Raw genomic sequence first — 24,289 nt, 5'->3', positions numbered from 1 at the left:
CCCCTCCCTGTGTTATTGAACTGAATAGAATCGTCCGTGATTACGATGGCTATCTTGTTGTTTTGATTGTTTTGACAACGTTGTCATAATAATTTATTGGGATTTCAATCGAAATGCAATCACTGAGTGAAAATTCAACAGCATTTGCAATCGATAGTATGAGGATAATGCGTGTTAAGTCGCTGTTTTTGATATGGAGATCACATTAGAACTGAGCCAGACTTATGGAAATTAATAGCCCGTCAGCTCCATATAACCCGTGCCGCTATGGCTGCCTTTAAGCTCAATTGGGCCTTCCCAATACTGGGTGGATAACGCCATGGCGCTATTGGGATTTAAGGGGGAAATGCGAATGTCGATTTGCTCGCTTGGGATTTGCACTTGCCAGCGGATCGGGTATTTACCCGTGCTGGTGGTTTGCCACTCGAGTGGCGTCATTTTTATCCCATCTGGGGTATCGCGGGAATTAATGTTGCGTCCGGTGCCATCGGCAAACATTCGTCTGGCGCTGTAAAAGGCCGATTGCGCTTTATCGGAGGATTGTTCCCTGAGCTGAAATAACATCAGCGCCGAACCATCATCTAACCTAAGAGCAAACCAATCCCAGCCCTGCTGGCTCTTATTTAAAAACTGCGAACTCCATTCTCTATCTAGCCAGCCTTGGCCTGTGACTTTTTCGACGCGGTTTTCCACTTGGCCATTGGTCTTGATATGGCGGGTGATTTCGCCGTGAATCGTGATAAAGGGTTGGCTGTAGTAGTAAGAGGCGACCTTGCCGTCGCGACTCTTAATGCTGTAACCCTTATCTCCTTGATATTGCAGTGGCGCTTGACTGTTAAGCTCGAGTTGATAACTAAAGTCGTCGGTTGCAACGCTCAAGGTTGCAGGGAATAACTCATTCGATTTACTGCGCCATTGCCAATTATCGAGGCGAATTTGGTAGGGATTTGCGCTTACCCCTGCAAGTGATGGATGCGCCCGCGACCATTTTTCATGGGCGAGGTGAGAAGTGCTGGAGGTGAGTGCGCTATGGGCAAAATAAAGCTGTTCAGTCGCCCAAGTGGACTTAGGATTAGGTTCCACGTTTTGCGGTTCAGAGTGCTTAGGTTTTAGCGCCACCCTAAATTGCGTCCATTGGGCGCCAAGTTGCTCGCCATTCTCAGTGGTTAAATTGGCGGTGAGATACCACCATTCTTGACGAAAATTCTGGTGGGCGAGGTGATCTTGAGGAAATTGAAAGCGGTTTCCTGGCGTCACCTTAGCAAAGCTTTGGCTATCTGCGCTTGCTTGCCCCAGTAAAGCCCCCATGGATTGAGGCTCGGTCGTTGAAGGCGCATTATCGCAGCCGCTTATTGTCGCAAGCAGTAAGCCACCTATGACACTCTTCAAGATAAAGCCTGCGCTTGTGCTGATCTTAAATCGCGTTGCAGACGCTAATGTATTAACGCGCCAAGCCTTGGTTTGATATACGCGTGCGTTCATAGGGTTTCCTGCTGCAAACTGGCGATTAAGGGCCTGCGGGTTTGCCAGTAAAGCGGTAAGAGTACGGCTAAGGTGCAGGTCACTAGGGCAATGAGGATGGCTTTTCCATAGGCAAACCAATCCCAAATCATCTTGATTGTCCAGCCGAAGGCCTGCAGGGTGATTTTATCAATCAATAAATAGCCGAGCAGTGCGCCTGTGGGCATGGCCATCAGGCAAGTGATGACCACGACCAGCAGCATCTGGCTGAACACCATAGTCCGCAGCTTACTGCGACTCACCCCAAGGGAATACAGTCTTGCCAATGGCGCTTGCCGGGATTGAGTTAACATCAAGCAGGCGCTAAATAGCCCTATGGCCGCCACCAGCAAAGTTAAGCTATTGAGCACTAAGGTGATTGAGAAGGTGCGTTTAAACATGGCAATGGCCTGAGCCTTGATCTTGGCTTGGCTGTAAATTTGCGCCTGCGCTAAGCCCAATGTAACGGCCAATTGCCCTTGCAGTTCATCTAGCTCAGCCTCGCTGAGTTTGCGCTGAGTCGCAGTGGTTTGCTCTTCTGGCTCGACAGAGTGGAAACTGGCCGCAAGGCTAATGGGTAACACGGGTAGCTGCGCCCGTTGCCATAGCTTATGGCTGATGATGAGTTCATTGCGGGTATTGCCGTGGTCGTAATAAATCCCCGCGATTATGACGGGATTGTTGGCGGTTTTGTCCAGTACGTTTAACGCCACAGTATCCCCGAGTTGCAGTTGATACTTAATGGCCATAGGTTCGCTGACTAACACGTAATGTCCGTCGAAGTAGGTTTGCCAGAGATCCGGCAAGCTTTCTTTGAGTGTGCTGGTGTGTTGAATCGATGCATCATCGCGGCTAATCAGGTTGACGGGTATGGTTTGCGCTGCCCCTTGGGTAGAGGCTTCCGCCTCCACTTGCCATTGCTGATACAGGCCACTCAGGCGGGGATCTTGGCGCAACTTATCACGCACTTCGGCCATATGGCTGGCGCTGGGGCGCAGGTATAAATCGGCATGCAGACGGGTTTCTAACCAACTTCTTAGGGTTTGCTCGAAGCTACCGACTAAGGTGTTCATCGACACATTGGCGCTCAGTGCCAGCAGTATCGCCATCATGGCGAGGGACAATGGCGCGATAAGCTCTCGGGTTTCGGCGAGAAGATATTGTTTAAGCCCGGGACGAGTTAATGGCAGCAGCAAGCTGACGCCCCAGTGCAATACTTGTGGTAATAGCAATGGAATCGCGACGGCGAGCATACCCAACAATACCAAACTGGTGTTATAGCTGTGGCTGAAGGGCATGAGTATTGCCGCGAGCGTGAGCAGGCCGCAAGCTAAGAAAAACTGCCTGCCATGGGTTTTGTTGTGGGCCTGCGTTTGTTGATAACGATTAGCGCCTTGGGCGAGGGATTGGCGAGTTAAGTCGAAATATAAGGGTAAACAGGCGGCTAGGGCGGCGACTAAAGTGAGGGCTATCGCCTCGGCCAACCAACGCCATTGCCAAATTCCTGGCAACAAGTGGGCGCCGTAGAGCTGCTCTAAGGTCATAGCGACCATAGGTTGCAACCAGTGACTGAGCTGTAATCCTAAGATAAATCCCATTAACGAGCCCAATACTACCAACAGCAGCAACTCGCCAAGCAGGGCCAGCATGACTTCACGCCGCGCTAAGCCCTGTTGCAGCAATTGGATTAATAGACGTTGGCGTTTCATCAGGCTGTAACGCACGCCGTTATAGGCAATAAACAGCCCGACCACAAAGGCTAACATGCTCATCGCATTGAGGTTTAAATGAAAACTGCGGGTAAGCGCCATCAAGGCTTGGCCTTGGTCCTGTTGACTGTAACTGGCGCGAAGCGGCGTAATCCCTTGGGTATCGAGCCGCTGCTTTAAGGCGGGGAGCTTATCCCTGTCACTAAATAGAGCGATATAGCTGAGTTTGCCTTGCATTCCGAGTAACGTTTGGGCGAGGGAAATGTCGGTCAGAATTGCACTGCCCAGTCCCCAGCTATCATCGATACTGATGACCTTAAGCTTGTCGGGCGCAAAAGATGCGGGCGCGAGGGCGAGTTGACCATTGGGTGCAATTTTATTGGCAAGGCTCTGACTCATGACCACTATCGGCTCACCACTCATTAAATCGGCGAGCGGCAGCGCTCCCATCGACATCCTTGGATTGGCTTCTTGCTTTGTGCTGGTGTCGTGCTTTTGTCCCTCTTTTGGGCTTAGGCTCGCCGTCAACGCGGCGACGATATCGCTGCCTTCAATTTGCCAAAACTGACCGTTCATGCCCGCCACTCTGCCACTGACAACCGCAAGGCTTTGGCTGATGCCCGCTTGCCTTAGGCTGAAATACACGGATTCGTCGAGGGTTTCTTGACCTATGGGCGCGCTTAAGAGCACATCGGCCCGCTGGCTCAAGAGTTCTGTGGCCTCACTGTAGCTGCGAATAGCATTATCATTGGTGGCTTTAACCCCGATAAGCAAAGTCACGGCGAGGGCAAGCCCGAGCAAAATCGCGCCCGCTTGCAGCGGCGCGTGGCGATAATGGGCGAGAAAGACCCTTAATACCCAATAGATCCGCAGCCATGTGCGGTTTCTGCTTGGGGTTTTGTTGCCACTTGCCTTAGGGGTTAATGCTGGACTCATCATCGACTTAACCGGAGATAGACACAGAGGCGTGGGAAAGATGCCAGCGTTTGTGCATAAAGGCGGCGCATTCTTCACTGTGGGTAACCATTAAGATGCTGGTTTGGCTTTCTTTGGCCAGTTCGCACAGCAGTGACATCACCTGTTTGCCCGATTCATCATCGAGGTTGCCCGTGGGTTCGTCGGCCAGCAGTAAACTCGGGTTGTGGGCTAAGGCTCTGGCGATAGCGACCCTTTGCTGTTGCCCGCCTGAAAGTGCCTCGACCTGCCGATTGAGCAGTGAAGCCAGCCCCAATTTGTCGACGAGATAATCGCACCAAGGATTCCAACTGGCGCCGTTGAGATTGAGTGAAAAACCTATGTTGTTTCTCACATTGAGCGGAGTCAGCAGATTAAATTGTTGAAACACCACGCCCAAATGGTTGCGCCTGAACTCGCTCCAGTGTTTGTCTTGCCAATCTTGGGTGGATTGATGATTCAACACTATCTGGCCGCTGTCTGGCGTTTCAAAGCCTGCGATCAAATTTAGCAGTGTGCTTTTACCGCTGCCGCTGGGGCCCGTGAGTGCGATGGTTTCGCCGCGATGCAAGGTTAAATCGACGGCTTGCAGTACGGTATGGCGCTGCTCGCCGTCGCGAAAACTTTTACTCACTTGGATAAGTTTGGCTACTTCTGACATTTATCCTTCCACTCTGGCAACATTTAGCCCGACTAAAGATAAAACATTTTATCTTCTGATAGATACTGCTATTTGGCCCTTAAGGTTCACTTTGCATGGATTCAGACTTAGGTTTTATGCTGTTTAAATTTTCTGCAATTGTGGTTTTAGAACCCCATTCTGTGAGCGAATGGGCTTGAGCTATTTTTGTGTTTGTTGCATGCTGTGCGCCCTGTTAAATCGATAGCGGACTATCGATTTAACAATCCGTTCGGATGAAGGTAGCAGGAGAGTGGGGAATTAACCCCACACCGACGAGGCAACTTTGTTTGGGATCTTTCCCGATACAAAGCACTCTTTCAGGTGCCGCAAGGCGTGGACTGTTACTGGACGAGCCTCTGGAGAGACTACCGATTGCGTTAAGTCGCGATAATAGGTGGCGCCGAAGGCGAAAGTAGGTGCGTCGATGGATGCATTCTGCGAAACGCTCAGGCAAAAGGACAGAGGAGAGGATGACTGCACGGTCCCTGTCGTTTGTCTTTTGGACTTTTTCCCTGTCTTTATTGGCTGGGTGATAGTCTTTCTTTAGGCTGGCAGCGGTGCGTCACAGCCATTTCTTTTCCTCCTCCTTTATTAATTTAGTTGTTTAATAATTGAGGAATATCATGAGTTTTCAAGCTTTACTCAGTAGCCTGAACGGTATCGTTTGGGGACCCGTTACCCTGTGTTTACTCGTAGGTACGGGCATCTATCTCACCTTGCGTTTGCGGCTTATCCAAGTGTTTCGTCTACCAATGGCTCTCGGTTTATTGTTTAAACCCGCCAAAGGGCATGGGGATCTTTCTTCCTTCGCCGCCCTGTGCACGGCACTCTCGGCCACCATTGGTACGGGCAATATTGTCGGGGTGGCAACCGCGATTAAGATGGGTGGCCCAGGGGCATTATTTTGGATGTGGCTGGCGGCCTTCTTTGGCATGGCGACCAAATATGCCGAATGTATGTTGGCGGTAAAATACCGCACTACCGATGCGCGCGGACAAATTGCGGGCGGCCCTATGTATTATATCGAGCGGGGTTTGGGCATACATTGGATGGCAAAATTGTTTGCCCTGTTTGGTGTGGGAGTCGCGTTTTTCGGTATTGGTACTTTCGCCCAAGTGAATGCGATTAGCGATGCCCTGACCATTGCCTTTGAGGTGCCCACTTGGGCCACGGCATTGGTGCTCACCCTGTTAGTCGCGGCGGTGACCTTAGGTGGGGTGAAGCGGATTTCCAACGTGGCGCAAAAGTTAGTGCCAGCGATGTCGATTGGTTATGTGCTGGCTTGTGTATGGATTTTAGTGAGTTTTGCCGAATCGATTTTACCCGCCTTGCAATTAGTGGTGGAGTCGGCCTTTACGCCTGTCTCGGCGGCGGGGGGATTCTTAGGCGCAACTGTGGCGCAGGCGATTCAAATGGGGATTGCCCGCGGGGTATTTTCCAACGAGTCAGGCCTCGGTAGCGCGCCAATTGCTGCCGCGGCGGCGAAAACCAATGAGCCGGTCGAGCAGGGCTTAGTCAGCATGACGGGCACCTTTTTCGATACCATCATCATCTGCACTATGACAGGGCTGGTACTGATTATCACCGGAGTCTGGAGCGGTGATACTGCAGGTGCTGCCATGACGAGCGCGGCCTTCAGCCTAGGTGGCTCGGCGGTCGTCGGTCAATATTTAGTGACTATCGCCTTAGTCTGCTTTGCGTTTACCACGATTTTAGGCTGGCACTACTATGGCGAGCGCTGCTGGTATTACTTAGTGGGCGAGCGTGGGCTGCGAGCTTACCAAGTGCTATTTTTAGGTTTGATTGCAGTGGGGGCTTTTATCAAGCTGGATGTGATCTGGTTATTGGCCGATACGGTAAACGGTTTAATGGCGATACCTAACCTGATTGCGATTATTGGATTAAGGCACGTCATTATTGCTGAAACCCAAAGCTATTTTGTTCGGACATTCACAAACCGTACACTAGACCCAATTTATTAATGTTGTGAAAACAATATATTACTTCACATTATTTTAACTTTGGGATTATCGCCGCAGGGTTCTTCGTTTACTTTAATAGATGCTGTTCGAAAAAATAGCACATTGAGATGAGAACTTTGAGGCGACGCCATGGACAGAAGTAAACTCCGCACCTTTCGCAGCAAGATCCTATCCCATATCGCGCTGCCACTGATCTTAATCATGGCCGGCGTGTATGGCATTAATTCTTGGTTTAATTACCTGTCTGCCGAGCGCAAGCTATACGACACCTTAGCGCAGGAGTCGAATCATTCAGCCTATCGCTTACAGCTATTGTTTGAGCACGCGCAGGCCAATACACAAGGTGTTGCGGATTTTATTGGTTTCATCTCCAATAAGGAGGGCATCAATAATAGTGAGAAAATCAAACGAGTGCTCACTAATCGCCTCGAACGTAACCCCGATTTCTACGGCTCCGCCGTCGCCTTTAAACCTTATACCTTCCCCGATAAAAAACTCTTTTCCCCCTATGTTTACCGCGATGGTGACAGTTTCCATTATCTAGATATTGGCGCCGAAGGTTATGACTACACCGATGGCTCTTGGGATTGGTGGTCTAAGGCCATTAATCAACCGGGGGGCTATTGGTCTAAAGCCTACTTTGACGAAGGTGCGGGTAACACCCTGATGGTGACCTATTCCGTCCCTTTTGGTCCTGAAAACGATTACTTTGGGGTGGCGACGGTCGACTTAGCCCTCGATAAATTGCCCGAGCAATTGGGGGTTCAGCCAAGTGAGTTAGTGGTGCTGGATGATCAAGGGCGGCTTATCTTCCACAATGATAAAGAGAAAGTGCTCGCCGTCACCTCAGCCGAATGGCTCGATAGAAACACTCGCCGCAATAGTGACTTTTGGGCGCTATTGGATAAGGGGGTCAATGGCCAAGCCCGGTTTGTGGATGACAAGAACATAGTCTACCTCGCTAGTGTCGCTTCGGTCGCTAAGCTCAAATGGCGCGTCATTGTCATGGTGCCCGAACATCAGTTGTTTACCACGCTATTAGATGATGTGGCTGCGGTGGTGCTTAACCTCAGCTTGCTCACGCTGTTATTGATATTGACCTGCTATATCGCCGCTAAACGTTTGACTCGGCCGCTTGAGGCGTTGGAATCGGGCATTTTGGCCTTCGGTCAGGGTAAGGCCCAACAGTTAGCGATCCCCAAAGGCGCTGTGAGTGAAATAGTCACCTTAAGCAGTACCTTTAACCAGATGGCAGAGCTTCTCGCCGAACGTGAACAGGCGATTTTAGACTCCCGGGGTAACCGCTTCGCTCGGCTGATTGATGGTATGAGCGATAAGTCCTTCTACTGTTCGCTCGACCCTTCAGGGCAACTGGCACAGGTGAGTGAGGGCGTCACTAAGGTCTTAGGCATGTCGCCCGAGCTGCTCAAGCGTAAGTACCAACGACTCTTTACTGCCAATCCCTTAAATGAAAAGAATTGGGAATACACAGACTTGGCTCTGAAGGGACAAAACGTTCCCTCCCACCAAGTGGAATTGCAGGATGCCAATGGCCATCCACGTATACTCGAGCTCTTTATGCAACCCTTGGTTTCGGATACGGGCGAGCTGATGTCGGTGGAGATGTTATTTACCGATGTGACGGAGCAGTTCTCCGCCGCCGCTTGGTCCAATGCCGTGCTCGAAGCGGCGCCAGAGGCCATGCTAATCGTGGACCAAATGGGGGTTATTGTCTTCAGTAACACTCGTTGTCAGCTCCTCTTTGGTTACGATGTTAACAGCATGTTGGGGTTACAGGTTGAGTCGCTTTTACCCGAAACCATGCGCAGCAACCATGCCCGCGACCGCCTGCAATTTTTACGCGAAGGCCGCGATCGCCCTATGGCCAATGCGCGCCATGTGAGGGCGCTCAAAGCCGATGGCGGGGAGTTTTTCGCTGAAATCGCCTTGAGTATTTTGCCTGCCGATCATGAAGGTCGCCGCCAAGTGGCAGCATCGATTCGGGATATGACCCAGAAGTTAGCGGTGGAGCAAAAAATTCGAGACAGCGAATTAAGGTTCCGCGGCCTGGTGACCAATATTCCCGGCGCCGTCTACCGCACTCGCATCGGTGATGTGTGGGTGATGGAATATATCAGTGAAAACATTGCCGAAATTACAGGTTATGCCGCAAGCCAGTTTATTGAGAGCCGCCAACGAACCTTCGCCTCGCTGATCTTGGAAGAAGACCGTGAGCTCTGCCATCAGCATATCGATAGGGCGCTGGCGCAGCAGGAAACCTTTGAGGTGGAATACCGCATCCGCCACCGCGATGGCAGCGTGCGCTGGGTACATGAAAAGGGTAAGGCAAGTTACACCGATGAGGGCTTCCCACTGTGGTTCGACGGCAGTATCGATGATATTACCGAGAGTAAGCTGGCATTGGTTGAGCTTGAGAGTTCGCGTCAGCAGCTAACGAATATCACCGAATCCATCCCTTGTACCGTGTACCAATTACGCTGGGTTTCCGCCGCGGATCGCACTTTTACCTTCCTCTCTGGCGCGGCCTTCCATATGTTAGGGCTGCACCGTGATGAGTTACTGAGCGACTTTAATATCATCGCCGAGCGGATTTTTGATGAAGAGCGCCCCGAAGTTGTGCGCGCCTTAGCGGGCAAGAGTGAGGACAAATTGCAATGGGTTCGCGAGTTCCGTTATAGCCATCCTAATGGCAGCCTTCGTTGGATGGAAGCCGGGGCGAGTGGTCATTACGACGAAGATGGCGCCATTATCTGGAATGGCTATGTGATGGATATTACCGAGCGTAAGGCCATCGAAGAAGAGTTAGCGGTCAGCGAAGCGCACTTTAAGGCGCTATTCGATGGTTCTACTATAGGTATTGTGAACGTCGATGCAAAAGGGGTGATCCTCGACTGTAACGACCAATATTGTGAGGACATGGGCCAATCCCGTGAGTCCCTCTGTGGCATGTCGATTTTCGAGGTCTTAAGCCTACAGGATAAAGAAGCGGCTAAGGCGCAATTTAAGGAGTTAGCCGAAGGTCGAGTCAACCATTATCGTGGCGAGCGCAGCTTTATTCGCCCCAATGGTGAGCCGCTGTGGATGACGGTCAATGTGTCGGCGCTGTTCAATAGCCAGAAACAGTTTGAATCGGCTGTGGTCAGTATGGTCGATATGACCGAGTTAAAACTCTTATCTAACGAGCTGTTAGTCGCTAAGGAAGAGGCCGATGCGGCGAGTAAAGCCAAGGGCGACTTCTTGGCCAACATGTCCCACGAAATCCGTACACCCATGAATGCGATTATCGGTATGTCGCAGCTTTGTTTGCAGACAGATCTCGATAAGAAGCAGAAAAATTATGTGGAGAAAATTGAGCGCGCCTCAAAATCCTTGCTCTCCATCATTAACGACATCCTCGACTTCTCCAAAATTGAAGCAGGTAAGTTAGATATCGAATCGGTTCCCTTCCAGCTCGATACCATGCTGGAAGATCTCAGCGATATGTTCTCCGAGAAGGCGGCCCATAAACAGCTTGAACTGTTGTTTGCGGTGGCGCCGAATGTACCTAGGCACTTGTTTGGTGATTCGCTGCGCCTAGGACAAGTGCTGATCAATTTGATGAACAACGCGATTAAGTTTACCGAGCGGGGCGAAGTGTTGTTATCGCTCAACTTGGTTGAGCAGCAAAATGATGATGTGGTGCTGCGCTTTAGTGTTCGCGATAGCGGTATCGGCTTAACCGCCGAACAACAGGCTAAATTGTTTAAGTCCTTCAGTCAGGCCGACACCTCGACAACCCGTAAATATGGCGGCACAGGCTTAGGGCTGGCGATTTGTAAGCAGTTAGTCGAGCTGATGGGCGGCACCATTGGGGTTGAGAGTCAATTCGGCCACGGCAGTACCTTCTACTTTACCGTTAAGTTGCAGATTTCTAGCGGTCAAAAGCTAACGGTCGCCCAAGAGCTCGAAGGCATGCCGATTCTGGTTGCCGACGACAATGCCACCGCCCGTGACATTATGCGTACCACCTTAGAAAGCATGGGCTTTAGGGTCGATACGGTGCGCTCCGGTGAAGAAGCGGTGACACGTTGTATCCAGCAGGAATATGCTGTTGCCCTGATTGACTGGAAGATGCCAAATCTCGATGGGCTCGAAACGGCTAAGCAAATCAAACAACAGGCGAAGAAGGCGCCGCGGATCTTGATGGTGTCGGCCCATGCGACCCAAGAGTTCTTAAGCCAAATTGAGGCGTTGGGCTTGGCGGGCTATATCAGTAAACCCATCAGCGCCTCGCGGTTACTCGATGGCATTATGAATTCTCTGGGCCGAGCTGGCGTCCTGCCTGTCAGACGTAATAGTGAGAGCATAGATCCTAAACTCCTGTTGCCGCTTAAGGGCAAGCGTATCCTCTTGGTGGAGGATAACGAGATGAACCTTGAGGTGGCCACCGAGTTTTTAGAGCAAGTGGGGATTATTCTATCTATCGCCACCAATGGTCAAATCGCGCTCGATAAGCTGGCGCAGCAGAGTTTCGATTTGGTATTGATGGATTGTCAGATGCCAGTGATGGACGGTTATCAGGCCACACAGGCGCTGAGAAAACGCCCCGAACTTAATGAGTTACCCGTGATTGCGATGACGGCTAATGCGATGGCGGGTGATAAGGAAATGTGTCTAAAAGCAGGGATGAACGACCATATCGCTAAGCCGATTGAGGTCAACTTACTGTATCAAACCCTGCTCAAATATTTAGGTGGCGGCGTGCCGCCAGCCGAGGGTGATGCACCGAGTCAATTAGTTGAAATCCCTGTTAAACCTATCAACTTAGATTCAGATTCAGTCGTGAAATGGCCCGAGCATCCTGAGCTGGATATCGACAGGGGGCTACAGTTAGTTCAAAACTCTACCCGTTTGTATCAAAGGAGCTTCGATCGTTTCGTTACCAGTCAGCGTAATGTGGTGGATCTCATCAATAAAGCGCTCGCCAATGACAAACGTGACGATGCCGTGCGGATGGCGCATACCTTGAAGGGGCTCGCGGGTAACTTAAGCTCTAGCAAGCTGGTGGAATTAGCCCGCCAACTAGAGTTGCACTTAAGTGAGAAGAGCGAATACCAAACTGAGTTAGACCAAATCCAAGCGCTAGTGGCGTCGATTTGTGATGCCATTGAGCGGGTCAAGCCGCAGTTTGAGGAGTCGACTACATCGACGAGCGAACAACTCTCGCCAGAGGCGCTAGTCACCGCCTTAAAACAGCTGCGACAAAGCCTAGAGGATGCTGACTCAGATGCGGTGGCGCAAATCGATGCGTTAAAACCTCAGGTGAGTAGCAAGTTATGGCTGCAGCTCAGCCCAGCCCTGACTATGATTAATCAGTATCAGTTTGATGAAGCAGTGGATTTGATTGATGAAGTGCTTGCGGAATTAACCTAAAAACCGGTCAAGAGAGTGCGGTATTGGCCATTGATAAGCCACAGGATAAGGTGAAAGTGTTGATGGATAAGGCAACAATATTGGTCGTCGATGATACACCGGAAAATATCGATATTTTAGTGGGCATACTCGGTGAGGATTATAAGGTCAAGGTGGCGATTGATGGACCAAGAGCGCTCGCCCTTGTCGCCAAAACCCTGCCGGATTTGATTTTACTCGACGTAATGATGCCTGGCATGAACGGCTATGAAGTCTGTAAGCTGCTTAAGCAGGAGCCTTTAACTTGCCATATTCCGGTGATTTTTGTGACCGCCTTGTCTGAGGTGGCCGACGAGACTCAAGGGTTTGAACTCGGCGCCGTCGATTACATCACTAAGCCTGTGAGTGCTCCCGTGGTAAAAGCACGGGTGCGAACCCATCTGGCGCTATACGATCAAAAACGCCTGCTAGAACAACAAGTCAAAGAACGCACCCAAGAGCTAGAAGAAACTCGCTTCGAAATTATCCGCCGCTTAGGTCGCGCCGCCGAATACAAAGACAACGAAACGGGCCTGCACGTTGTGCGTATGAGCCACTATGCACGGATGCTGGCCGTTAAACTGGGCTTGCCTAGCACCTTCTGCGAGCTGTTGTATAACGCGGCGCCCATGCATGACATAGGGAAAATCGGCACGCCCGATGCGGTGCTGAAAAAGCCCGGTAAGCTTGATGCCGATGAGTGGGAAATCATGCAACAACATGCTGCCATTGGTGCAGAGATCATTGGCGAACATGGCGATCCACTGCTGCAAATGGCGCGGCGCATCGCCTTGACCCACCATGAGAAATGGGACGGTTCTGGTTATCCTAATGGTTTGTCAGGGGAAAATATTCCGATTGAAGGCCGGATTGTGGCGATTGCGGATGTCTTCGACGCCCTGACTTCGCGCCGTCCTTATAAGGAGCCTTGGACAATCGAAGCCACGGTCGAGTTACTCGAAAGCCAAGCGGGCAAACACTTTGACCCTAAGCTGGTGGAGGAATTTAAGCAAATTCTGCCCGAGGTGGTGGCGATTCGAGATACTTATATCGAGCATTAAAAGCAAAAGGCGCCTAGGGCGCCTTTTTCAATACGACTCGTTTAGAAGCTAGGCTTCTTCGAGCGAGTAGGGTAATGCTTTAATGTGTAAGCTGGATTGCTCATCGTCGGCAAAGCGCAGCTTGGCATCGTTCGCGGTATCGTTTGCCAGCACAGCGGTGAGCAGTACTTGATTACCACGCTGTACGAACTCAATAATTTGCCCGCCCTTGCGATAGCCATCTTCCAATTCGATCTCGAGAGCACTTTCCAAATTGATGTCTGAGGAAGTCGTGCCGTGGAGAATATAGAGCGCGCGCTTGTTACCGCCACGGTATTTCATCCGAGCCACAGTTTCTTGGCCCATGTAGCAGCCTTTGTTAAAACTGATGCCGTTGATAGCCTGTAGGTTACACATCTGCGGCACATATTGATTAGCATGGCTTGGCGCTAGGTTAGGGTAGCCTGCTGTAATTTCTAAGGCTTGCCAAGCGCTGGCATCAAACACTGTGTGCTCGCCCACTAAGGTAGTTGCCGCCTCTGGCTGCAGAACCAGAATAAAACGATCCGCATCCTTTAAAATGGCGCCATGTTCGACCAGTGTAAGTTCTTCAGTGATTTCCCCAAAGTGTTGGGTCACAAATTGTGTTGCTTGTTCGCCTGCTACGCCGAGTAATGTCCACTCAGCCGTCGCATTTGTCAGGGTTGCCTTGCTAAATACGGCATATTTTTGCAGTTGTGGCAGGTCGAGCTCTAGGGTGTCCTTTGGCATCAGCATCAACAGCGCATCTTGGATGGCGAAGGTGCGGAAGCTGGCGAGCATCTTACCCTTAGGATCGCAATGTGCGCCCCAGCGCCATTGGTTGGCTTCGAGTGAGCTGATATCCGTGGTGACTTGACCATGGATAAAACTGCGACCCTGTTCGCCGACCACTTTGATGAGGCCGAGGTGGGATAGGTTGGCGAGCATAAGTGGAGGCATTGAGGCGTCCAGATCCCAAGTGGGTGTCGAAACTGCAATAGTCATAGCGGAGATCCTGAAAATGAAGACGATGCAAGAGGCTAGATTGTAGCGGAATTAAGCGGCGCTCAAAAGCATAAGGCGCACATATCTTGAATGAAATGTGCGCCTTATAAATACACTCAAGCTGAGTGCGTAAAGCCTTAGAACAATACGCGGGTGCGCAGTGTGCCTTCAATGGCCTTAAGTTCGACCAGTGCTTCCTCGGCTTGGTGAGTATCGACTTCCATCACCACATAACCGATTTCAGCTGTGGTTTGCAGATACTGAGCGGCAATGTTGATGCCTTTTTCAGAGAAGGCTTTGTTGATTTTGATCAGCACGCCAGGACGGTTTTGGTGAATGTGCAGTAAGCGCGAAATGCCTTTGTGCATTGGCAGCGACACTTCAGGGAAGTTAACCGCAGAAACGGTCGAACCGTTGTCTGAGTATTTGGCTAACTTACCAGCCACTTCGATACCTATATTTTCCTGGGCTTCGGCAGTGCTGCCACCCACGTGCGGGGTCAACAGCACATTGTCTAAGCCACGCAATGGGCTGATAAATTCATCATCATTCGATTGTGGCTCGACGGGGAATACGTCGATTGCCGCGCCTGAAAGGTGACGCTCTTTAAGAGCAACTGTCAGGGCATCGATATCAACCACAGTGCCGCGTGAGGCGTTGATAAAGATGCTGCCTTTACGCATAGCGGCAAATTCCGCGGTGCTGATCATATCTTTGGTTTGCGCTGTCTCAGGGACGTGCAAACTGATCACATCGGACTGTGCCAGTAATTGTTCCATCGAATGGATTTGCTGGGCATTGCCTAATGGTAGTTTGTCTTCGATATCGAAAAACACTACGCGCATGCCTAAGGTTTCAGCCAAGATCCCAAGCTGTGTACCAATATGGCCATAACCTATCACACCTAAGGTTTTGCCACGGACTTCGTAACTGCCGGCGGCCGTTTTCATCCAGCCACCACGATGGGCGATGGCATTACGTTCAGGAATGCCGCGCATCAACATGATGATTTCGCCTAATACCAGTTCAGCCACGCTGCGGGTATTGGAAAACGGTGCGTTAAACACGGGGATACCGAGTAATTCGGCGGTCGCCAGATCCACTTGGTTGGTACCGATACAGAAACAACCAATCGCAATCAGTTTTTCGGCACGCTTCAATACATCAGCCGTTAATTGGGTACGGGAACGAATACCAACAAAGTGAGCATCTTTGATGGACTCGAGCAGGGCTTCATCACCTAAGGAGGCTTTGTGATACTCGATATTGGTGTATCCAGCACGTTCAAATACATCGACCGCAGATTGGTGGACGCCTTCCAACAACAGGATCTTGATCTTATCCTTGTCCAGCGAATGTTTCGCCATGATATGGGTACCCTCTAATTAATTGAAATTGTTCTGTGTGATATGCTGACAGCCTTGGCCTTCCAAAGTAGCACTTTTTTTGCTCACTGTGGAGGGCTAGATGGCTAAAGTTAATATTCTAGAATTAGAACAATATCGCATAAGAGGAAGGAACATTGAATAACAAAATCATTTGGTGCGGTATTTACCTCTCAGTTTTAATATGGTCGGCGATAAAACCCGCAGATCCATTCACCTGGTGGCTCGAAGCCTTGCCCGCATTAGTGGCCGTGCCCTTGCTCTTTTTTACCCGCAAGGGTTTTCCGCTGACGCCCTTAGTGTATTTTTTGGTGCTGGTGCATTGCTGTGTGTTGTTTGTTGGCGCGCACTATACCTATGCCGAAGTGCCACTGTTCGATACGATTGCCCAGTGGATGGGCACTGAACGCAACAACTACGACAAGGTCGGGCATTTCGCCCAAGGTTTTATTCCTGCCATGTTAGCCCGTGAGATTATGTTACGTAATCAAGCCGTTAAACCTGGCGCATGGTGTGCCTTTTTAGTCACCTGCTTTGTGTTGGCCTTTAGTGCCTTCTACGAACTGATCGAATGGTGGGTGGCCGCCGCGACGGGCGAAGGCGCCGAGGCTTTTTTAGGCACTCAGGGTTATGTGTGGGATACCCAATCGGATATGTTTTTAGCCTTGATAGGTGCCATTGTCGCGCTAATCAGTTTATCCCGTGTGCAGGATAGGCAAATCGCGAAACTTATCGGTCACGCGTAAGCGCGATAGTTCACAGCTCACAGATAAATCCCTCCTAAGAAAGACTGCCTTAGGAGGGATTTTTTATTCCTTAAACTGTCATCTTTCGTTGTTAGTTTTTTGTTTAAACTTTCGATTGAGACCCCTATAGACTAAGGTGTACACCTGACATACTTAGCTCAAGCCCTAGGATTAATCACTATTTATCGATAACGTTATGGTCTGTTAGTCGAACTTACACCATAAAAAGAGTGATTATTTAGTACATTTGGGTGATGGCATTCATGCGGTAACTAGTCAAAATGGGTTATGTTAATTAATTGTACTTTGTGTACATTTGCCCTCTTCAGTTCAGCATTAGGCTATAAAAACTAAATACTTTTCAGGGAGAAGAGTAAAGTGAATACTATCAACGAGTTAGTTTTTCTGCATCAAGTGGCAGCGCCTTGCCATTTGGCGATACTGGCAGAATCTATCGGATTAAAAACACGGATTGTTAAACAGGCTTCCGAGCTAAATTTAGATAAAGGGCAACGCAGTTTTTGTCTTATCGCCCAAAAAGGCGCAGCCTTAGATAATAAAGGCATTCCGCTGTTGGCCTCACGGCTGGTGCCCCATGTTCCCGTCGCTTTGTATCAAGTCGAGCGTAATTCCTTAGACCAAGAGTCAGCCATGTTGCTGGGGATCCGCGGTTTGTTATTTGCGGATCAGCGCATGGATTTGATGCTAACAGGGCTGCGCAAAATGGTGGCCGATGAGCTTTGGTACGACAGAACCTTACTCAGTAAGATGTTTCGCCGGGTGGTGCAAAAGTTGGATGGGCAAAATGATATGCCCGCCGATACCGTTGCCATGTTGCAAGCGCTAACGTCAAGGGAGCGAACCATTATTCAGTTTGTCTCTAGCGGCGCGCGTAATAAGGAAATCGCCCATCGACTCTGCATCAGTGAGCATACGGTGAAGGCACATATTTCTTCTATTTTCCGTAAGACCCAGTCCCGCAATCGTGTCGAGCTATTGCGTTGGGCTCAGACCTATCAAACACATTTTGAGTTTTGCAGTTAAGCTCAAAGCTTACGCCTTAAATGCACTAAGGTGAGTTGCGAGTGAACTGGACCGGTGATTTACATCGGCAAGGTAAGACGAGCGGCAACTCACTTTTGTGCTTTATACGCAAACAAAAACGGGAACATGATTCATGTTCCCGTTTTTATTGGGCCGCCTACAGCAGACGGCCTATCGATAGAGATTAGTACTGAACAACGGTCGCAACGTTCATATCACCAGTTTGGTTAACGCTGATGCTGTTGCTGTTGCCTGCTTGCGAACCAACAACTAAGTTGTCATTACCAGTTTGGGTAATCATTAGGCTGTTGTTATCACCACGCACACCAAATGAGCTTGATGCGAATGAAGTGCCGCTATCGCCACCTACCCAGTTACCGTTACCCGCTTGAGTGATTTGAGCTGAGTTTTCATCACCTTCGATGATTAAATCGATAAGGTTCAAATCACCACGGTGTTGCAGTGCAGTCACATCGGCGTTGTTGTTACCCGTTACACTGATGATAGTCTCGTTTTGATCACCATCTTGCTCAACATCTACTTCGTTGTCGTTACCCACGGCATCCACATAAGCGAAGTTCGCATCACCTTCTTGGCTGATTTCGATGCTGTTGTCTTCACCTGTTGCGAAGGCAACCAGTTCGTTGTTATCACCCTTAGAAGATAGGTCGAAATCGTTGTCAGTACCGTAAGCACCAAAGGTTGCGAAGTTAGCATCACCACGTTGTTTTAAGTCAACGTCGTTGCTATCGCCCCATACTTGGAACTCTGCACCGTTGCTGTCGCCACGTTGCTTGATAGTAATGTCGTTGTCGTTACCTTGAATGTCGGCAACTAAAGTATCGCCTACAGTGTTGCGGTTACCGTCTTGAGCGATATCGATGCTGTTGTCATCACCCGTGGTCATTGACAGGTAAGCAGTGTTGCTGCTGCCTTCTTGTTTCATGGTGATGTCGTTCTCGCTACCCGCTAAGGCGTAAACGAAGCCAGTATGGCTTTCACCCTTTTGATAGATATCGACGCTGTTGTCGTTACCCGCGATGCCTTTAGCCGCACCAAAGTTATTGTTACCAATCTGTTCAACCGATACGTCGTTGTTATTGCCCACGTTAGCTGTCAGGTCGAGTGCGATTAAACCCGCTTGGTTGTTGCTACCGTATTGCTTGATGTCGCCATCGTTGTTATCGCCTTGAACGCGGAATACTGCGAGGTTGGCATCGCCTTCTTGTTCTACAAAGGCACTGTTTTCGTTGCCAGTGATTTCAACGTAGCTTTCGTTCACTTCACCTAATTGGTTCACAGAAACCAGGTTGTCGTTACCAGTGATGTCGTTGCTGCTTTGGTTGAAGAAACCATCCTGCGCTACTTCAGCTTCGTTGTTATTGCCAGTGACGTTAACTGATGCAACATGCCAATCCGTTTGTTGAGTCACAGTGACTTGGTTGGCATCACCCGTTGAGTTAACTTGCGCTTCATGCCACACACCGTCTTGTAATACGGTGGCAACTTGGTCGTTACCCGTTTGAGTAACTGCTGCAGCGTTAATTAACCCAGTTTGCGCCACTAAGGTGTCTTGACCTTGGCCAGTTTGTTCAACGCTGATGTCGTTAATGAGACTGGCTGCAAATGCCTGGCCACTTAAGCCCGTTGCAATAGCTAGCGCAATGAGTGATTTTTTCGCTTGTGATTTCATGTGACTCTCCCTGTTTAATACTGAGTTATTGAGATTGCAGCACCATCTGCAATCTGCTGGATCGAAAAATTGCCGCTTCCTAGTTGGTTCAATTGCACCAAATTGTCATTGCCAATCTGGGTGATTGAAGCCGTGTTTTGAGTGCCGACTTGCAGTAGTTGGACTTCATTGTTGGAACCAATCTGTGTCACAAGCGAAACGTTGTCGTTACCTGCTTGCGTCGCATAGGCGCTGTTATCGCTGCCCGACTGGATCACTATCGCTTGGTTTGCCGTACCTTGCTGCACTAGGTCGATAAGGTTATCGCGCCCAGAACGCTCAATGAGCGCCTGCAGGGTAATGGGCAGTTCACTGACATCCGCCGCTTGGCTGGGTGTCAGACAACTACATAACAAGATGAGCAGTACCAAAAAGCGTGTTAATAGACTTGGCACAAGTGACTCCTTGTATGTATAGGTGTTTTGGCGGGCTGAAAAACACACCAACCAATTCAGGCATCAAGGTACGAGTCATAGGGCCGAGAGACAATTGGCCGAAAGGGTATTTATTTGTTGGGGAACAATAGCCAGCTAGGTTGGATTAACTTTTGTTAATCCTATGATAAATCAGTTTATTGTCTATTTACGCGCCGTACATCTTCCCTTTTAACCTACCAAGTCGGTCTAGTAGTTAAGTCGTATTTCGCTGTGGGCGGCTTTTTAAAGTTGAAACATTATGGCAACAATTTACCGGCAAACATGCTGGATGTTCGTCGCTATTATCCAATCAATTTTGAGCGGAGGCTGCGTAATTGCGGTTCCAGAATTTCAACGTAAAGGACTATAGGAAGCTCAATATGTCGATAAAACTCTCACCACTGGCGTTAGCAATTGCAGGAGCGATGACACTGTCAGCCGTGCCCGCTATGGCAAAAGATGCCCCTGTCTATGAAAAAGATGCCATTCTCGTGGTGTATAAAGACAATGCGACGAAGGCGGAGCGCTCGGCGGCTCAGCGTTTAATTCGTGGCACCTTAACCGATGCCAATGCGGACGGTGTCGATGATAAGTTCCAGCATTTACTCAATGGCAAACTGGCACGTTTAGCCCTGCGTAAAGGCGCCAATATTGAAGATGCAATTAAGGTGATTAGCCGTCATCCGGCGGTGAAATATGCCGAACCTAACTATATTCTCAAGGCGATAGGCACGCCTGATGATCCAAGCTTTGCTAGCCTGTGGGGCATGAATAACACGGGACAAAACGGTGGCACCGTCGATGCGGATATCGATGCACCAGAAGCGTGGGAAATCACTACCGGCAGTTCGGATGTGGTGATTGGGGTGATTGACACTGGGGTGGATTACAATCATCCCGATCTACAGGCCAACATGTGGGTGAATGCTGGCGAGATCCCAGATAACGGCATCGACGATGACGGCAACGGCGTGATCGACGATGTTCACGGTTACAGCGCGGTCAACAATAACGGTAACCCAATGGACGGCAACGGCCACGGTACCCATGTATCTGGCACTATTGGCGCTAAAGGCAATAACGGCGTGGGTGTCGTTGGGGTGAACTGGGACGTTAAAATTGCCGCCTGTCAGTTCCTCGATGCCGATGGTTATGGTTCTACCGCAGGCGCGATTGCCTGTCTGGACTACTTTACCGATCTTAAGGTTAATCATGGCGTTGATATCAAAGCTACCAATAACTCTTGGGGCGGCGGCAGTTTTAGCCAAGCCTTAAAAGATGCGATTGAAGCGGGTGGTGAAGCAGGCATTTTATTCGTTGCAGCAGCGGGTAATGACGCGGTGGACAATGATGCCAGCCCACATTATCCCTCAAGCTATGACTCGGATGTGGTGTTGTCTATTGCCAGTACCGACCGTAATGACCGTATGTCAGATTTCTCACAGTGGGGCTTAACCAGTGTTGATATGGGCGCGCCTGGCACGGCGATTCTGTCAACCATTCCAGGCGGTGGCTATGCCACTTACTCTGGTACCTCAATGGCGACGCCCCACGTGACAGGTGCGGCGGCACTCGTGTGGTCATTAAATCCAGATCTCTCGCCAGTAGAAATGAAATCCTTACTGATGGCGTCGGGTGATGCGAATGCGGACCTTACTGGTAAAACCGTGGCAGGGACTCGCCTCAATGTGGCAAATGCCTTAGAGCAGGCAAACCCATCTCCTAGTTATAAGTTTACCGTATCGCCAGCATCGCAATCGGTCGAAGCGGGCAACACGGCAAGTTATAACTTTAGTGTCGGTAGTGTGGCTGGATGGGAAGGTGATGTGGCTCTTAGCGTAGCCGTGTCTCCAGCGCTTGAAGGCGTATCCTTATCAGCCTCAACTGTTTCAGCTGGTAGTTCATTTACCTTAGATGTTGCGACAACGGCGCAAACTGCTTGGGGTGATTACAGCATCACAGTAACAGGTACCGATGGCACCATTGAAAAGTCTAAAGTCGTTTCACTGAATGTGTTTCCACAGGGATTAAATGACTTTAGCTATGGCAATGAAAACGCTGTTGCTATCCCTGATAACAACGCTAATGGTGTGGTGAGCACTATCGACGTGACCGACGATGTGCAGATTTTTGGTGTGACCGCCGATGTGAATATCAGCCACACTTGGATTGGTGATTTACGTGTCGTGTTAACCTCTCCAGCGGGCACCGAAGTGGTTCTGCATAACCGTGAGGGCGGCAGCGCCGACAACATCGTTAAGAGCTGGGACTTAAGCGCGTTTGACGGTGAAAATGCCCAGGGTACTTGGTCATTATCTGTTGACGACAATGCGGGCGCAGACACGGGCACCCTGAATAACTGGGGCTTAGTGATCAGCGGCTTAGGTGAAGCCTCTCCCGCGGCACCTGTTGCAGGTTTCGAGTATGCGGTTGAAGGCTTAAGCGTCGCCTTTACTAACACCAGTACCGATGCAAACGACGATATCGTGAGCTATAGCTGGGATTTTGGTGATGACACAAACTCTAGCGAAATGAACCCAAGCCATGTGTTTGTTGCCGCGGGTACCTACAGAGTGTCGCTTACCGTGACTGACGCCATGGAGCATAGCAACACTGTGACCATGGAAGTACAAGTGTATGAGCATAGCATCAGTGCCGCTGTGACTCGTGCGTTAGTCTCTCGTCGTGGCAGCGCTATGGTTGACCTCACATGGGATAGCGCCTTAGGTGAAAGCGTCGCCCTGTACCGTGATGGCGAGTTAGTGGCCACGACTGAAAACGATGGTAACTACCGCGATCGCTTCACAACGACGGCATCGAGTGTGACGTACCAAGTGTGTGAAACCACAGGCGCACTCTGTTCTGCGGCGGTTGTCGCACAGTTCTAATGAAGCCATAAATTAACAAGGCGACCCTAGGGTCGCCTTTTTTGTTCTCTAGACTCGAAAGCTAAGGTTTTTCTTTCGCTTCCTCAGGTTCGGTTTCGGCGGAAATTTGTGTTTTCCTGTCGGATAACTGCTGTATTGCTTGAGTGTTATTTGAGGTTAAGCCATTAAAATGATCGTTAATTTTATTGAGCTGGCTGATGTATTCAGGGTCATCCTTTTCCTTATGTTGCCAGTAACGCTGCCGCTCCAGCTTTTGTAATTCACTGGCCCTTAGGATTTCGAAATAGCTGTTTTCCTGCTTTAGCCGATACAGTTCGGCATCGAGCAGTTGCAGCAATTTTTCCTTAGAAATCGTTTGGCTATTGAGCAAGGATTGCAGCGGGTCGACAGGCGTCTCGCGTTTGTCTGAATCGGTTTCCGTGGTGATCCCTAGCTGATACTCAATCTTATGTTGGCTATATTCCTGCGGGCAGGCGGTTTGGCTAAAGACGACCTTATCGTCCTTGCGACATTTATAGACGGTATTTGCAAGTGCAGTTGTAGGAAGTAGCACGCAAATAAGAGTCACTATGAGTCTTGCCATTCGACGACAGATCCTTTGTATCCGCGATGATGAATAAAATACGTATTGCTACTGCGTCAGATTGAAGCTGAGTCTGCGTGTTCTTTAAACTCTAGCAGCTATATATCCGAGGGGCAGAAATACTTGTTACTTAGCATTAACAACCGTGAATACTATGGCGTAACTCAAAGAATAAAACCAGTTTTTTGACGATGGAATTTTTTTGACACTCAATAAATTGAGGCGCGTCTGCGCAGAACCGCACAAATAAAAAAGGAGCCTAAGCTCCTTTTTCATGATGCTAAAAAACCTTAGCGGTCGAAGCGCAGATTATCGATAAGACGCGCTTTACCTAAGTAAGCGGCGGCCAGAATCACTAGCGCTTGGTCCGCAGCTTCAGCATGGGCCAGGGTGGTAGCATGGCGAACTTCTAAGTAATCCGGGGTAAAGCCTGCGGCGATAAGGCTCGCTTTAGCTTCCGCAGTGACTTGTTCGATGCTCACGCCTTGCTTAATGCCTTGCGCCATGGCATCGATGGCTTTTTTCAGCGCCGGCGCCGCGGCTTTTTCTTCCGCTGTCAGGTAGCCATTGCGTGAACTCATGGCTAAGCCCGAGGCTTCACGAATGGTCTCCACACCAATAATTTCAATCGGCAGTGACAAATCTTCAACCATAGTGCGGATCACTAACAGTTGTTGATAATCCTTGTTGCCAAAGAAGGCGACATCGGGCTGCACTATGTTGAACAGTTTGCAGACGACAGTTGCAACGCCACGGAAGTGGCCGGGACGACTGGCGCCGCAGAGTACATCGGAAATTCCCGGTACTTCGACATAGGTTTGCTGCGCCAAACCTTTAGGATAAATAATCGCAGGCGTTGGGGTGAACAGCAGCTCGGCGCCCGCGGCGGTCAGCGCTTGGCTGTCGGCCTCTAGGGTGCGCGGGTAGGCATCGAGATCTTCGTTCTGCCCGAACTGCATAGGATTCACGAAGATTGATACGACCACATGGTCGCATTTCTTCGTCGCTTCTTTCACTAAGGTGATGTGTCCCTGATGGAGATTGCCCATGGTAGGCACAAAGGCGACGGTCTCGCCCTTGGCACGCCATGCTCGCACTTGAGTACGAATATCATCGATATGGGCGCTAGTGATCATTAACTCTTACCTTGC

Annotated in this window: 15 protein-coding genes and 1 riboswitch; of the genes, 6 read left to right on the top strand and 9 right to left on the bottom strand. The window is 49.9% G+C overall.

All coding sequences use genetic code 11. From position 1 onward, the window contains the following. Positions 1 to 231: 231 nt before the first annotated feature. From N7386_RS17720 to N7386_RS17710, 3 genes are read right to left on the bottom strand one after another with little or no spacing between them, the layout of a single operon-like run. Complete coding sequence (locus N7386_RS17720; protein WP_279770063.1) at positions 232 to 1,482, bottom strand: lipocalin-like domain-containing protein; 1,251 nt, start codon at positions 1,480 to 1,482, stop codon at positions 232 to 234. Then, a complete protein-coding gene (locus tag N7386_RS17715) occupies positions 1,479 to 4,148 on the bottom strand; it encodes an ABC transporter permease (protein ID WP_279770061.1) in 2,670 nt (889 codons plus the stop codon). Before N7386_RS17715 ends, N7386_RS17720 begins: the two co-directional genes overlap by 4 nt. Before the next feature lie 4 nt (positions 4,149 to 4,152). Further along, positions 4,153 to 4,824 carry an ABC transporter ATP-binding protein gene (locus N7386_RS17710; protein ID WP_220053819.1) on the bottom strand — a complete coding sequence of 224 codons (672 nt, stop codon included), beginning with the start codon at positions 4,822 to 4,824 and terminating at the stop codon, positions 4,153 to 4,155. Positions 4,825 to 5,191: 367 nt separating this feature from the next. Further along, a riboswitch (glycine riboswitch) is annotated at positions 5,192 to 5,317 on the top strand. Positions 5,318 to 5,468: 151 nt separating this feature from the next. On the opposite strand from N7386_RS17710, the gene N7386_RS17705 reads away from it, so the two are divergent. The 3 genes from N7386_RS17705 to N7386_RS17695 all read left to right on the top strand — a co-directional run bounded on the left by N7386_RS17705 (position 5,469) and on the right by N7386_RS17695 (position 13,339). Further along, a complete protein-coding gene (locus tag N7386_RS17705; RefSeq protein WP_126511881.1) occupies positions 5,469 to 6,827 on the top strand; it encodes a sodium:alanine symporter family protein in 1,359 nt (452 codons plus the stop codon). Between the two features lie 129 nt (positions 6,828 to 6,956). After that, on the top strand, positions 6,957 to 12,260 hold the full coding sequence (locus tag N7386_RS17700) for a PAS domain S-box protein (RefSeq protein ID WP_279770056.1): 5,304 nt from the start codon (positions 6,957 to 6,959) through the stop codon (positions 12,258 to 12,260). A gap of 62 nt (positions 12,261 to 12,322) precedes the next feature. Continuing rightward, positions 12,323 to 13,339, top strand: a complete 1,017-nt coding sequence (locus N7386_RS17695; RefSeq protein ID WP_011718212.1) for a two-component system response regulator — start codon at positions 12,323 to 12,325, stop codon at positions 13,337 to 13,339. 48 nt (positions 13,340 to 13,387) lie between these two features. Here N7386_RS17695 and ygfZ read toward each other — a convergent pair whose 3' ends face one another. After that, positions 13,388 to 14,344, bottom strand: a complete 957-nt coding sequence (ygfZ, locus tag N7386_RS17690; RefSeq protein ID WP_279770054.1) for a tRNA-modifying protein YgfZ — start codon at positions 14,342 to 14,344, stop codon at positions 13,388 to 13,390. A gap of 137 nt (positions 14,345 to 14,481) precedes the next feature. Beyond that, positions 14,482 to 15,711 (bottom strand): phosphoglycerate dehydrogenase, encoded by a 1,230-nt coding sequence (gene serA, locus N7386_RS17685; RefSeq protein ID WP_279770052.1) that lies wholly within the window; start codon positions 15,709 to 15,711, stop codon positions 14,482 to 14,484. Between the two features lie 155 nt (positions 15,712 to 15,866). Between serA and N7386_RS17680 the strand changes: the two genes are divergently transcribed. Next, on the top strand, positions 15,867 to 16,475 hold the full coding sequence (locus tag N7386_RS17680) for a DUF2238 domain-containing protein (RefSeq protein WP_279770050.1): 609 nt from the start codon (positions 15,867 to 15,869) through the stop codon (positions 16,473 to 16,475). Between the two features lie 378 nt (positions 16,476 to 16,853). Beyond that, entirely contained in the window at positions 16,854 to 17,519 is a 666-nt protein-coding gene (locus N7386_RS17675) for a LuxR C-terminal-related transcriptional regulator (protein ID WP_011621517.1), read from the top strand. Positions 17,520 to 17,703: 184 nt separating this feature from the next. Here the strand turns inward: N7386_RS17675 and N7386_RS17670 are convergent, their stop codons facing one another. Together N7386_RS17670 and N7386_RS17665 are read right to left on the bottom strand one after the other, a co-directional pair. Then, on the bottom strand, positions 17,704 to 19,212 hold the full coding sequence (locus N7386_RS17670) for a curlin (RefSeq protein ID WP_248967569.1): 1,509 nt from the start codon (positions 19,210 to 19,212) through the stop codon (positions 17,704 to 17,706). 14 nt (positions 19,213 to 19,226) lie between these two features. Continuing rightward, a complete protein-coding gene (locus N7386_RS17665; protein ID WP_011718206.1) occupies positions 19,227 to 19,646 on the bottom strand; it encodes a curlin in 420 nt (139 codons plus the stop codon). 401 nt (positions 19,647 to 20,047) lie between these two features. Between N7386_RS17665 and N7386_RS17660 the strand changes: the two genes are divergently transcribed. Continuing rightward, positions 20,048 to 22,555 (top strand): S8 family serine peptidase, encoded by a 2,508-nt coding sequence (locus N7386_RS17660; protein WP_279770047.1) that lies wholly within the window; start codon positions 20,048 to 20,050, stop codon positions 22,553 to 22,555. A gap of 61 nt (positions 22,556 to 22,616) precedes the next feature. Here the strand turns inward: N7386_RS17660 and N7386_RS17655 are convergent, their stop codons facing one another. Further along, a complete protein-coding gene (locus N7386_RS17655) occupies positions 22,617 to 23,138 on the bottom strand; it encodes a DUF4124 domain-containing protein (protein WP_248967567.1) in 522 nt (173 codons plus the stop codon). Between the two features lie 290 nt (positions 23,139 to 23,428). Next, positions 23,429 to 24,274 (bottom strand): pantoate--beta-alanine ligase, encoded by an 846-nt coding sequence (panC, locus tag N7386_RS17650; RefSeq protein WP_279770044.1) that lies wholly within the window; start codon positions 24,272 to 24,274, stop codon positions 23,429 to 23,431. Positions 24,275 to 24,289: the final 15 nt, after the last annotated feature.

This window comes from Shewanella sp. GD04112, from assembly GCF_029835735.1.
Lineage (GTDB): Bacteria > Pseudomonadota > Gammaproteobacteria > Enterobacterales > Shewanellaceae > Shewanella.
This window is presented reverse-complemented; position numbering and strand designations above follow the sequence as displayed.